13 protein-coding genes are annotated in these 12,648 nt (G+C 66.5%); 10 read left to right on the forward strand and 3 right to left on the reverse strand.

Features of this window, described 5'->3' with window-relative positions; all coding sequences use genetic code 11:
- The first annotated feature begins 86 nt into the window (after positions 1 to 86).
- The 4 genes from AC07Z7_RS17355 (at position 87) to hprK (ending at position 3,486) form a co-directional block, all read left to right on the forward strand.
- On the forward strand, positions 87 to 1,319 hold the full coding sequence (locus tag AC07Z7_RS17355; RefSeq protein WP_494767042.1) for an MFS transporter: 1,233 nt from the start codon (positions 87 to 89) through the stop codon (positions 1,317 to 1,319).
- Between the two features lie 239 nt (positions 1,320 to 1,558).
- Entirely contained in the window at positions 1,559 to 1,894 is a 336-nt protein-coding gene (gene hpf, locus AC07Z7_RS17360; protein WP_063461723.1) for a ribosome hibernation-promoting factor, HPF/YfiA family, read from the forward strand.
- Between the two features lie 111 nt (positions 1,895 to 2,005).
- Entirely contained in the window at positions 2,006 to 2,473 is a 468-nt protein-coding gene (locus AC07Z7_RS17365) for a PTS sugar transporter subunit IIA (RefSeq protein WP_063461724.1), read from the forward strand.
- Positions 2,474 to 2,529: 56 nt separating this feature from the next.
- Entirely contained in the window at positions 2,530 to 3,486 is a 957-nt protein-coding gene (gene hprK / locus AC07Z7_RS17370) for an HPr(Ser) kinase/phosphatase (protein ID WP_063461725.1), read from the forward strand.
- A 171-nt stretch (positions 3,487 to 3,657) separates the two neighbouring features.
- Here hprK and fur read toward each other — a convergent pair whose 3' ends face one another.
- Positions 3,658 to 4,077: a ferric iron uptake transcriptional regulator gene (gene fur / locus AC07Z7_RS17375; RefSeq protein WP_094291834.1), complete on the reverse strand. Its 420-nt coding sequence runs from the start codon at positions 4,075 to 4,077 to the stop codon at positions 3,658 to 3,660.
- An 88-nt stretch (positions 4,078 to 4,165) separates the two neighbouring features.
- On the opposite strand from fur, the gene AC07Z7_RS17380 reads away from it, so the two are divergent.
- The 6 genes from AC07Z7_RS17380 (at position 4,166) to AC07Z7_RS17405 (ending at position 10,102) form a co-directional block, all read left to right on the forward strand.
- Entirely contained in the window at positions 4,166 to 4,729 is a 564-nt protein-coding gene (locus AC07Z7_RS17380) for an outer membrane protein assembly factor BamE (RefSeq protein WP_494767043.1), read from the forward strand.
- Positions 4,730 to 4,794: 65 nt separating this feature from the next.
- Positions 4,795 to 5,631 (forward strand): 4-hydroxy-tetrahydrodipicolinate reductase, encoded by an 837-nt coding sequence (dapB, locus tag AC07Z7_RS17385; protein WP_094291832.1) that lies wholly within the window; start codon positions 4,795 to 4,797, stop codon positions 5,629 to 5,631.
- Between the two features lie 13 nt (positions 5,632 to 5,644).
- Positions 5,645 to 6,328 carry a MotA/TolQ/ExbB proton channel family protein gene (locus AC07Z7_RS17390; RefSeq protein ID WP_494767044.1) on the forward strand — a complete coding sequence of 228 codons (684 nt, stop codon included), beginning with the start codon at positions 5,645 to 5,647 and terminating at the stop codon, positions 6,326 to 6,328.
- Between the two features lie 22 nt (positions 6,329 to 6,350).
- A complete protein-coding gene (locus AC07Z7_RS17395; protein ID WP_094291830.1) occupies positions 6,351 to 6,803 on the forward strand; it encodes an ExbD/TolR family protein in 453 nt (150 codons plus the stop codon).
- Between the two features lie 97 nt (positions 6,804 to 6,900).
- Positions 6,901 to 9,594, forward strand: coding sequence for a leucine--tRNA ligase (gene leuS, locus AC07Z7_RS17400; protein WP_494767045.1), 2,694 nt, complete (start codon positions 6,901 to 6,903; stop codon positions 9,592 to 9,594).
- Between the two features lie 4 nt (positions 9,595 to 9,598).
- Complete coding sequence (locus AC07Z7_RS17405; RefSeq protein ID WP_494767046.1) at positions 9,599 to 10,102, forward strand: LPS-assembly lipoprotein LptE; 504 nt, start codon at positions 9,599 to 9,601, stop codon at positions 10,100 to 10,102.
- Positions 10,103 to 10,195: 93 nt separating this feature from the next.
- On the opposite strand, the gene AC07Z7_RS17410 is transcribed toward AC07Z7_RS17405, so the two are convergent.
- Positions 10,196 to 11,683: an N-acyl-D-amino-acid deacylase family protein gene (locus AC07Z7_RS17410; protein WP_494767047.1), complete on the reverse strand. Its 1,488-nt coding sequence runs from the start codon at positions 11,681 to 11,683 to the stop codon at positions 10,196 to 10,198.
- Position 11,684: 1 nt separating this feature from the next.
- A complete protein-coding gene (locus AC07Z7_RS17415; RefSeq protein ID WP_094291826.1) occupies positions 11,685 to 12,647 on the reverse strand; it encodes a MurR/RpiR family transcriptional regulator in 963 nt (320 codons plus the stop codon).
- Position 12,648 lies beyond the last annotated feature (1 nt).

The raw sequence follows: 12,648 nt of genomic DNA on the forward strand, positions 1-12,648 counted from the left end.
CGTGGTACGCGGGGTGCGCGAGGGGGGCGTCCTTGGGGCACACTGTGCGGCCCTGACTTTGACTGGGCCACCTGCGGCCTTTGCCTGTGTCCACCACGACTGCCCCTGCGCTCACTCCCCGCCGCGAACTCTGGCTGCTGCTGACCCTGGCGGGCATCCAGTTCACCCACATCCTCGACTTCATGATCATGATGCCGCTCGGGCCGCAGTTCACGCGGCTGTTCGCCATCAGCGACGCGCAGTTTGGCCTGCTGGTGTCGGCCTATACGCTGTCGGCTGGGGCATCGGGGCTGCTCGCGTCCACCTACATCGACCGCTTCGGCCGCAAGCGGCTGCTGCTGGTGCTGTATGTGCTGTTCGGGCTGGCGACGCTGGCCTGCGGCGTGGCGCCCACCTACGGCACGCTCATGGCGGCGCGCATCCTGGCGGGGGCGTTTGGTGGCGTGCTGTCGGCCCTGTCGCAGACCATCGTGGCGGATGTGGTGCCGTTCGAGCGGCGGGGGCGGGCGATGGGGATCGTCATGACGTCGTTTGCGGTGTCCACCGTGGCGGGCGTGCCCCTGGGGCTGATCCTGGCCGAGCATGGAGGCTGGAACCTGCCCTTCATCGCCATCGCGGCCCTGGTCGGGGTGCTGGCCATCCAGGCCGCCCGCACCCTGCCGCCCCTGACGGCCCATGTGCAGGCGGCCGGTGGCCGCTCGGCGCTCTCGGGCATTGCACAGGTGCTGGCCGACCCCAACCACCGCTGGGCCTTTGTGTACTCCGCGCTGTTGGTGTCCACGGGGTTCACGGTGATTCCCTACATCACCATCTACATGCAGGCCAATGCCGGGGTGCGGGCGGACCAGATTCCGCTGGCCTATCTGTGCGGGGGCATCGCCACGTTGTTCACGGCGCGCTGGTTTGGGCGCTGGACCGACCGCTGGGGCAAGGTGCGCACCTTCCGTGCGCTGGTGGTGGCCTCGGTGCCGTGCCTGCTCGGGATCACGCTGTGCCAGGGGCTGCCGCTTGGGGGCGTGTTGCTGGTGTCCACGCTGATGTTTGCCTTCGTGAGCGGGCGCATGATTCCGGGGATGGCCATCGTCACCTCGGCGGCGCAGCCCGCCTTGCGGGGCACGTTCATGACCCTGAATGCGTCGGTGCAGTCTGCCGCCATGGGGGTGGCGTCTTTTGTGGGCGGGGTATTGATCAGCCGCGATGCGCAGGGGCTGGTGCAAAACTACTGGGTGGCGGCCCTGGTGGGCATTGCGGCCGGTGTGCTGTCGATGTGGGTGGTGGGGCGCCTGCACCTGCATGGGGCCACCCCTGCGGCGCGCTAGAGGGGCTTGGGCGGCGGGGTGGCGGTTTCAGCCCCCTGCGAACTCGCCCATTGTGCGCGCTTTTTGGGGGCTTGGCACCTGGGCAGGCATAACCCAGCGGGCCGGGGCGGTATGGGATTGCTTTTCGGGGAGGGCGGGGGCATAGTGAACTCACGTCAACGGATGCATCCAAGTTCGCCGAGCCGCTCCTCTGATCCAGGGCGGCGTTTTTCCCACCGAGAGCTACAGGAGACTTATTTATGAACTTGACGATCAGCGGTCACCACCTCGAAGTTACCCCCGCCTTGCGCAGCTATGTCACCACCAAGCTGGATCGGATCACCCGCCATTTTGACCAAGTTGTTGATGTCAAGGTACTGCTGACGGTAGAGAAGCAAAAGGAAAAGGAAAAGAGACAGCGAGCGGAATGCAACATCCACGTGAAGGGCAACGACCTGTTTGCTGAAAGCTCCCACGCAGACCTCTATGCCGCCGTGGACGAGCTGGTGGACAAGATGGACCGCCAGGTGGTGCGCCACAAGGACCGTTTGCAGGACCACCACCACGAAGCCGCCAAGCGCGAACTGCACGCCTGATGCGCCAGCCTTGAGCCTGGCATCGCAGCCGCCCCTTCGGGCGGTTTTTTGTTGCCCAGGCCCTGGCGCTCAGGGTTTCTGCCAATATGTGCATAATTGTTACCCTTCACCATGAACCGACTCGCCTCCATCCTGCCCTCCGCTCAAGTGCTTGTGAGCGTTGACGCCACCAGCAAGAAGCGTGCTTTTGAAGAAGCGGGTCTGCTGTTCGAAAGCCAGCACGGCCTCTCGCGTGCGCTGATCACCGACAGCCTGTTTGCGCGTGAGCGGCTGGGCTCCACGGGGCTCGGCCACGGTGTGGCCATCCCGCATGGGCGCATCAAGGGGCTCAAGGCGCCCATGGCGGCGGTGTTCCAGCTGCTCAATCCGATTGGTTTTGACGCGCCTGACGAATTGCCTGTGGGGCTGCTGATCTTCCTGCTGGTGCCCGAGGCGGCCACGCAGAAGCACCTGGAAATCCTCTCTGAAATTGCCGAGCTGCTGAGCGACTCGGCCCTGCGCGAAAAGCTCAAGGCCTGCACCGATGCCGCCGAACTGCACGGCATGATTGCAGGCTGGCAGTCCACACAGACCGCCTGATTGCCCACCCCACGCGCTGTTGCCCCTCCTCTGATTTGATTGAGCACTGACCCGCCGTGAAGCCCAATGTTGTCAGTGCCGATGTGCTTTTCGAGGAATTCCGCGGCCTCCTGAAATGGGAGTGGGTCGCGGGCCTGGGGGCATCGGAGCGGCGGTTTGACGAAGTGGCCGTGCGTTCTGCGCGGTCCGGGGCCGATCTGGTCGGCTACCTCAACTACATCCATCCCTACCGCGTCCAGATACTGGGCGAGCGCGAAATCGCGTACCTCAGCAACGCGTCGCCCGACGACTGCAAGCGCCGCATTGCGCGCATCGTGACGCTGGAGCCGCCCGTGCTGGTGCTGGCCGACAACCAGACTGCCCCCGATGCGCTGGTGTCCATGTGCGAACGTGCGCAGATCCCGATGTTCTCTACGCATGAGTCGTCGGCGTTTGTCATCGACGTGCTGCGTGCCTACCTGTCCAAGCACTTTGCCGACCGCACCACCATGCACGGCGTGTTCATGGACATCCTGGGCCTGGGGGTGTTGATCACCGGCGAATCGGGACTGGGCAAAAGCGAGCTGGGCCTGGAGCTGATCTCGCGCGGCAACGGCCTGGTGGCCGACGATGCCGTGGACTTCTTCCGTATCAACCAGACCACCATCGAGGGCAAATGCCCCGAGCTGCTGCAGAACCTGCTGGAAGTGCGCGGCATCGGCCTCCTGGACATCCGCGCCATCTTTGGCGAGACGGCCGTGCGCCGCAAGATGCGCCTCAAGCTCATCGTGCACCTGGTGCGCAAAGAGACGCTGGAGCGCGACTACGAACGCCTGCCCTACGAGCCGCTCACTCAGGACGTGCTGGGCGTGCCCGTGCTCAAGGTCGTGATCCAGGTGGTGGCCGGCCGCAACATCGCCGTGCTGGTCGAAGCCGCTGTGCGCAACACCATCCTGCAGCTGCGCGGCATCGACACCTACCAGGAATTCGTCGAACGCCACCGTCGCGCCATGGAGCGCGACACGGGGGGGTAGTTTGCTCTTTATTTGATAGCTGCTTGCGCTTGATGGATAGGCGCTGGCGGCTATTCAGACCACAATCCTTCCAAAACTGGCGCGCCCGACGCCAGTGCTCCCGCGCAAGGGCCGCCCCGCCGCGCTGGGGGCGTCCCCCTTCAGGGGGATGGCGCGAAGCGACTCAGGGGGTTACCCTTTTTTCGCGCAGGCGGCGCATTGGCCGTACAGCGCCATCGTGTGGTCCTGCACCAGCCAGCCCTTGGCCTTGGCCACGGCGTGCTGGCGCTTTTCGATCTCGGCGTCGTAGAACTCCTCCACCTTGCCGCAGGACGTGCAGATGAAGTGGTCGTGGTGCTGGCCCTCATTGAGCTCGTACACCGCCTTGCCGCTTTCGAAGTTGCTGCGGATCAGGATGCCCGCCTGCTCGAACTGCGTGAGCACGCGGTACACGGTGGCCAGGCCAATGTCCGAGCGCTCCTCCAGCAGCACGCGGAACACGTCTTCGGCCGTCATGTGGCGCTGCGTGCCTTTCTGGAAGATCTCCATGATCTTCAGGCGGGGCAGCGTGGCCTTGAGTCCCGTGCTTTTGAGTTCGTCGATATTGGTCATGGCATGCTCCTTCGGGTGCTGGCCCCCACCTCAAGGCCTGGGGGGCAGCCGCTACAATGCGGCGATCATATCCTCAGCCCTTTTACCCATGCCCGTCAAAGCCCGTTGCAGCGCCCGCCTGGGCCTGGTCCTGTTGATCGGCGCCAGCATGGCCGCCCTGGCCGGTTGTGGCAGCCTCGATGGCGCCAGCAGTCGCATCGCCGGCATCGTGAAGCCCTACAAGGTCGATGTGGTGCAGGGCAACTTTGTGTCGCGCGAGCAGGTACAAGCCCTGCAGCCCGGCATGAGCCGCCAGCAGGTGCGCGAAATCCTGGGCACGCCCCTGGTCACCAGCCTGTTCCATGCCGACCGCTGGGAGTATGTGTTCACCCTCAAGCGCCCGGGGGAAGACATCCAGACCCGCAAGCTGACGGCGTTCTTCAAGGGCGATGTGCTGGACCGCTCCGAGGGCGACGAAATGCCTTCCGAAACGGAGTTCGTCGCCACGCTGGGGGCCCGGGACGGCGCCAAGGGCAAGGTGCCCACGCTGGAAGCCACGCCGGAGCAGCTGGCCAAATACCCGCCTTCCGCACGGCCCGCCCAGGCACCGGCAGCTGCGACCACTGCGCCTGCCCCCACCAGTTACCCGCCGCTCGACGCGCCTGCGCGCTGACGCCAGTGGCCCCCCGCAGCACAGGGTGTGAGCCCTGAGCTGCCACCCAACCGAACAGGATTCTCATGACAGGGACACCAACACCCGCCGCCGTGACCACCCCTTGCCGCGTGGCTGTGGCCGGCGCGTCGGGCCGCATGGGCCGCATGCTGATCGAAGCCATCCGCGCCAGCGACGACTGCGTGCTGGCCGGTGCACTCGACATCGCCGCCAGCCCCGCCGTGGGCTCGGACGCTACCGCCTTTCTGGGCCATGCGAGTGGCGTGGCCATCACGGCCGACATCGCGGCAGGCCTCAAGAACGCCGACGTGCTGATCGACTTCACCCGCCCTGAAGGCACGCTGGCCCACCTGGCCGTGTGCAGCCAGCTGGGCGTGAAGGCCGTCATCGGCACCACCGGCTTTACCGATGCGCAAAAGGCCGAACTTGACGCCTACGCACAGCGCACCGCCATCATGTTCTCGCCCAATATGAGCGTGGGCGTGAACGTCACGCTCAAGCTGCTGCAGATGGCTGCCAAGGCCATGGCCACCGGCTACGACATCGAGATCATCGAAGCCCACCACCGCCACAAGGTGGATGCGCCTTCGGGCACCGCGCTCAAGATGGGGGAGGTGATTGCCGAAGCCCTGGGCCGCGATCTCAAGGACTGCGCCGTGTACGCCCGCGAAGGCGTGACGGGCGAGCGCGACCCCTCCAGCATCGGCTTTTCTGCGATCCGTGGGGGCGACATCGTGGGCGATCACACCGTGCTGTTTGCCGGCATTGGCGAGCGCATCGAGGTCACGCACAAATCCTCCAGCCGGGCCACGTATGCGCAGGGCGCCTTGCGCGCCGTGCGCTTCCTGAAGGCCCACAAGACCGGCATGTTCGACATGTTCGACGTGCTGGGCTTGCACTGATCCGTCGATTTTCATGGACGCCCTCCACTGGTGGCGCCAGGGCGATGCCGTGACCCAGGGCGCGGCCCTGGTGTTGCTGGCGATGTCGGTGGCGAGCTGGGTGGTCATCGTCTGGAAGCTGCGGCTCATGCGCCGAGCCACGGCCGATGTGGCGCGTTGCACAGCGGCGTTCTGGCAGGCGCCCTCCATGGATGTCGCCGCGCAGCGTTTGCAGGCTTTTGACCGCTCTGCGCTGGTCCTGCCTCTGGTGGTTGCTGCAAATTCGATAGCAATCCATTCCGTTCCCGGTGCCCCGGCCTCGCTCGCCAGCGCGGGCAGCCTGTCCCAGCGGCTCACCCGCGTGCTGCGCGATGCCCTGCATGACGTGCTGGGGCGCCTGCAGTTTGGTCAGGTGCTGCTGGCCACGGTGGGTTCCACGGCGCCTTTTGTGGGGCTGCTGGGCACGGTCTGGGGCATCTACCACGCGCTCACGGCGATGGCAGGCGCGGGGCAGATCACCATTGACCGCGTCTCCGGCCCCGTGGGCGAGGCGCTGGTCATGACGGCGGCCGGGCTGGCCGTCGCCATTCCAGCCGTGCTGGCCTACAACGTGTTTGGCCGCCTCATTGGCCGCATTGAGGCCGACCTGGAAGGGTTTGCACGTGATCTGCGCGAGCTGCTCATCGACACGGCGCAACCCGCCGATGCGAAGACCTGAATTCCAGACGCTCGCTTCTGCCATGGCCTTCGGACGACTCGAACGCACCCCCGGGCCACAGCCCATGAGCGACATCAACATGACGCCCCTGGTGGATGTGATGCTGGTGCTGGTGGTCATCTTCATCCTTACGGCACCACTGCTGGCCAGCTCCATCCGGCTGGACCTGCCCCGCACCGAAGGCGCCACACCGGGCACGGCGCCGCAGTTCGTCACCCTGGTGGTGGACGCCTCGGGCCAGGCCTTTCTGGATGACCAGCCTTTGTCGCAAACCGCCCTGGCCGAGCGCCTGCGCCGCATTGGCGCCGAGCGGCCCGACACCGAAATCCAGCTGCGCGCTGATGCTGCCGTGCCCTATGGCCGCGTGGTCGAGGTCATGGGGGCGGCCCATCTGGCGGGGCTGCAGCGCATTGGATTTGTGGCCGAACCGGCGGCCACGCCCACCCCGCCTGCATCCCCGGCCCTACCGCGCTGACACGCGTTGGTGGGTGGCCCGCCAGCGCCGGGCCCTGACCGCCTAAAATCCCCGCAGCGCGGCCAGCGGCTGCACTCTTCTCTCACCCCGAGCCCCCATGCAAGACAAATACTTTCCCCAAGACGTCGAGCGCGCTGCGCACGACCACTGGACCGCCACCGACGCCTACCGCGTGACGGAAGACACCAGCAAGAAGAAGTTCTACGCCTGCTCGATGCTGCCTTATCCCAGCGGCAAGCTGCACATGGGCCACGTGCGCAACTACACCATCAACGACATGCTCACGCGCTACCTGCGCATGAACGGCCACAACGTCCTGATGCCCATGGGCTGGGATGCCTTCGGCCTGCCCGCCGAAAACGCCGCGCTGAAAAACGGCGTACCACCGGCCAAGTGGACGTACGAAAACATCGCGTACATGAAGAAGCAGATGCAGGCCATGGGCCTGGCCATCGACTGGAGCCGCGAAGTCGCCACCTGCGACCCCGAGTACTACAAGTGGAACCAGTGGCTGTTCCTGAAGATGCTCGAAAAGGGCATCGCCTACCGCAAGACCCAGGTGGTGAACTGGGACCCGGTGGACCAGACCGTGCTGGCCAACGAGCAGGTGATTGACGGCAAGGGCTGGCGCACGGGCGCTACGGTCGAAAAGCGCGAGATCCCCGGCTACTACCTCAAGATCACCGACTACGCCGAAGAACTGCTGGGCTTTGTGACCGGCGACAAGCTGCCCGGCTGGCCCGAGCGCGTCAAGCTGATGCAGGAGAACTGGATCGGCAAGAGCGAGGGCGTGCGCTTTGCGTTCACGCACGACATCGCGGGCGACGACGGTGCGCTGATCGGCGACGGCAAGATGTACGTGTTCACCACGCGCGCCGACACCATCATGGGCGTGACCTTCTGCGCCGTGGCGCCCGAGCACCCGCTGGCCGCACATGCCGCCAAAACCAACCCTGCGCTCCAAGCCTTCATCGAAGAGTGCAAGAGCGGCGGCACCACCGAGGCCGAGCTGGCCACGCAAGAGAAGAAGGGCGTGCCCACGGGCCTGTTCGTCACCCACCCGCTGACCGAAGAGAAGGTGCAGGTCTGGGTCGGCAACTACGTGCTGATGGGCTATGGCGATGGCGCCGTGATGGGCGTGCCCGCCCACGACGAGCGCGACTTCGCGTTCGCGCTCAAGTACGGCATCGAGATCAAGCAGGTGGTGCTGGTCGATGGCGAACACTTCGACTACCACCAGTGGAACGACTGGTACGGCGACAAGCAGCGCGGAGTGACCATCAACTCCGACAGCTTCAGCGGCCTGAACTACAAGGACGCGGTGAACGCCGTGGCCCATGCGCTGCAGCAAAAGGGCCTGGGCGAGAAGAAGACCACCTGGCGCCTGCGCGACTGGGGTGTGAGCCGCCAGCGCTACTGGGGCACGCCGATCCCCATCATCCACTGCGACGAGCACGGCGCTGTGCCCGTGCCCGAAAAAGACCTGCCCGTGGTGCTGCCGCAAGACTGCATTCCCGACGGCTCGGGCAACCCGCTGCACAAGCACGAAGGCTTCCACGCGGGTGTGACCTGCCCCGTGTGTGGCAAGCCTGCCCGCCGCGAGACGGACACCATGGACACGTTCGTGGACAGCTCGTGGTACTTCATGCGGTATTGCGACCCCAAGAACGCCGATGCGATGGTGGCCGGTGGTGCCGACTACTGGATGCCGATGGACCAGTACATCGGCGGTATCGAACACGCCATCCTGCACCTGCTGTACGCGCGCTTCTGGACCAAGGTCATGCGTGACCTGGGGCTGGTGAAAGTGGACGAGCCCTTCACCAAGCTGCTCACGCAGGGCATGGTGCTCAACCACATCTACAGCCGCCGCACCGCCAAGGGCGGCAAGGACTACTTCTGGCCGCACGACGTGGAGCATGTGCTGGACGAAGGCGGCAAGATCATCGGCGCCAAGCTCAAGAACGAAGCCACCAGCGGCGACGGCCTGCTGCCCGTGGGCACGCCCATCGACTACGAAGGCGTGGGCACCATGTCCAAGTCCAAGAACAACGGCGTGGACCCGCAGGACCTGATCGAGAAGTACGGCGCCGACACGGCCCGCCTGTACACCATGTTCACCGCCCCGCCCGAAGCCACGCTGGAGTGGAACGACGCCGCCGTGGAGGGCAGCTATCGCTTCCTGCGCCGCGTGTGGAATTTCGGTCTCAAGCTCTCGGCGATTGACCGCGATGCGGCCCTGGCCAGCGTGGCGGGCGCCAAGAGCCTGCAGGACGTGCAGTTTGGCAAGGAAGCCAAGGCCCTGCGCCTGGAGATCCACAACGTGCTCAAGCAGGTGGACTACGACTACCAGCGCATGCAGTACAACACCGTGGTGTCGGGTGCGATGAAGATGATCAACGCGCTCGAAGACTTCAAGGCCACCGACTCGGCCGGTGCCCAGGTGGCGCTGATCGAAGGTTTTGGCATCCTGCTGCGCTGCCTGTACCCCGCCACGCCCCACATCGCCCACAGCCTGTGGACGGGTCTGGGCTATGCCGGTGCGCTGGGCGATCTGCTCGATGCACCCTGGCCGCAGGTCGATGCTGGCGCCCTGGTGCAGGACGAGATCGAACTCATGCTGCAGGTCAACGGCAAGCTGCGCGGCTCCATCCACGTGCCGGCGCAGGCCGACAAGGCCGAGATCGAGCGTATTGCGCTGGCCAGCGAAGCCTTCACGGCGCATGCGGCGGGCGCTCATCCAAAGCGCGTGATCGTGGTGCCCGGGCGTCTGGTGAACGTGGTGGTCTGACCCCATGAACAAACGCACCCTGCTCAGCCTGGCCCCCGTGGCCCTGTTGTCTGCCTGCGGATTCCGGCTGCGTGGCGTGCCGGAGTTCGGGTTTGGCTCGCTCTACATCGTGGCCCCAGCCAGTTCGCCGCTGGCGCGGGAGCTGCAGCGCACGCTCGACGGGTCGGGCAGCCAGCTCAAGGTGCTGCGCGACCCGGCCAGCATGCCGACGGCGGAGGCCATCTTCGACCTGCTGCAGGAGCAGCAGGAGCGTGTGGTGGTGGGCCTCAACGCATCGGGCCAGGTACGCGAGCTGCAGCTGCGCCTGCGCATCAAGTTCCGCCTGCGCACCCCGGCGGGCGCCGAGCTGATTCCCGAGACCGAGCTGCTGCAGCAGCGCGACATCAGCTACAACGAAACCATTGCCCTGGCCAAGGAAGCCGAAGAGGCGCTGCTCTACCGCAACATGCGGACCGATCTGGTGCAGCAGCTCATGCGGCGCCTGTCGCTCACCCGTCCTGCCAAATAGCCGGACTCAAAAACAGGGCTCAAAAATGCCGCCTGCGCGCGGTGATCATGCCTTTTAAGCTATTTCTTTGATAGCTATCGAGGCGCGCCCTTGCTATGGCGTGTCCCCCAGGGCCGCGCTCTGGCGCCGCACAAAGCGGCCCGCCCGCGCCCCCGTGGCGCGCTGCGCTGCGGTGTAGCTCAGCACGCCGTTCACCCACACCTGCTCGATGCCCTCGCTGAACTGCTGGGGCTGCTCGAACGTGGCGAGATCGCGCACGCGCTCGGGGTCCAGCACCACCACATCGGCCATGTGCCCCGCCTGCAGGAGCCCGCGCCCGCCCAGGCGAAAGCGCTGGGCCGACAGGCCGGTCATCTTGTGCACGGCCTCTTCGAGTTGCAGCAAGCCTTTTTCACGCCAGTAACAGGCCAACACGCGCGGGAACGCGCCCCACAGGCGCGGGTGTGGTCGTTCGTCGTGTGGCAGGCCATCTGAGCCAATCATGGACAGCGGGTGCGCAATCACGCGCTCCACATCGTCCTCGCGCATCTGAAAGTAGCAGGCACCACCGGGCTGGAGGCGCACGGCGGCCTCCTGCTGGGGCACGCCCCACTCGCGCGCGATGTCGGCCAGGTAGCGCCCGGCCATCTCGGGGTGCGGCTGGCTGCCGGTGATGAGGATGTCGATGATGCCGTCCACCAGGTCCTCGCGCAGCACGGTGGAGCCTGCGGTGTACGGGTACACGTCCATCGCAATCTCTTGCTGCTCGGCGAGCTGGTCGATCAGCGGCAGCGTCTCGCGCGTACGGCCCCAGTTGGCGGGGCCGGCGCATTTGTGGTGCGAGATGACCAGCGGCAGGCCCGACTGGCGGGCCGTGAGGGCGGCCTCCTGCAGCGCAGGCAGGATGCCCGCCAGCTCGTCGCGGATGTGCGTGGCATACACACCGCCGTGGCGGGCTGCCACAGAGGCGACAGCCACCAGCTCCTCGACATCGGCCGCGTAGGCCTCGCTGTAGAAGATGCCCGACGACAGGCCCAGCGCCCCGGCGGCCATGGCTTCTTCCATGTCGGCGGCCATGGCGGCGCGCTCGTCGGCGGTGGCGGTCTGGCGCAGGTCGGCCAGGTGGCGCATGCGCAGGGCCGTGTGGCCCATCAGTGCGGCCACGTTCACGGCGGGCTGGGCCGCGTCCACGGCGCGTGCGTAGTCGGCCATGCTGGCGTGGCGAAACTGCAGGCGCCCCAGCAGCGAGAGCGGAGCCAGCGGGCTGTCGGTGACCACGGGGGCCAGCGAAATGCCGCAGTTGCCCACGATGACGGTGGTGATGCCCTGCGATAGCTTGGGCAGCATGGTGGGCGCGTCCAGCACGGCGGCGTCGTCGTGCGTGTGCACGTCGATGAAGCCCGGGGCGATCACACGGCCGGTGCAGTCCACCTCGGTGAAGTGTTCGTTGGCCCGGGCACGGGCCAGGGCGGCGGGGGCGATCTGGCCGTGCGGGGCCAGGGCGGTGATGTGATCACCCTCGATCAGCAGGTCGCCCACCCAGCCGGGGCGGGGCGTGCCGTCCACGATGCGGCCGTTGCTCAGCAGCGTTGCATGCGCCATGTCATTCCTCAGCGGCCCGGCCGCGCGATGGGTCTGTGGGGTGGCTGGCGGTGCTGGAGTGGCTCTGGCCCGCGTGGCTGTCAAACGCGCCAACGTATTCGGCGCTGTCAAAACCGTGTTTGTGCAGCAGCTGCTTGAACTGCTGCAGCCCGCGGGTGGCCACGGGGCCCAGCTTTTGCGCCAGGCGCACGGTCAGGATCTCGATGACCACCAGGTGGGCCAGATAGGCCTCGGTGCCCACGCGCATCACCGCGTCTTGCGGCACCGACACGGCCAGCACCAGGTCGGCCACCTCGGCCAGCGGCGTGCCGGGCTGGGTCAGCGCCACCACGGTGGCACCTTGCGAGCGGGCAAAGCGCGCGGCCTCCAGCGCATAGGGCATGCGCCCCACGTGCGAGATGACAAAGGCCACGCCATCGGGCCCCAGCGTGCTGGCCGACACCAGCTGCTGGTGCGCATCAAAAATCGCGTTGGCCGTGCAGCCCAGGCGGAACAGGCGGCTTTGCAGTTCGCTGGCCATGAAGGTGGAGGCGGCACCGACCGAGTAGCAGTCGATGCGTCGCGCCTGCGCCAGCCGCTCGGCCACGCGGTCGAGCACTTCGGCGTCGAGGTTGCGGCCCAGCTCGGTCAGCGACGACACGGCCGCGTGCACGATCTTGCTGGCCACGTCCTGCGCGCTGTCGTCGGCCAGCACGCTGCGGTGCAGGTGCGAGCCCGAGACGGCCAGATCCTGCGCCAGGGCGACCATGAATTCGCGCACCGAATCGTGGCCAAAGCTGCGGCAGGTGCGCACGATGGTGGGCATGGACACGCCCGCCTGCTGGGCCAGTTGTTCCACGGTGGCAACCACGGCGGCACGCGGGTCGTCCAGCACCACACGCACCACGCTGCGCTGCGCCTCGGGCAGTTCGGGCTGGCGCTCACGCAGTTGCTGCAGCAGGCTGGTAGGGGTAGCTTTGGACATG

The sequence above is a fragment of the Acidovorax sp. GW101-11A03 genome (assembly GCF_059424825.1).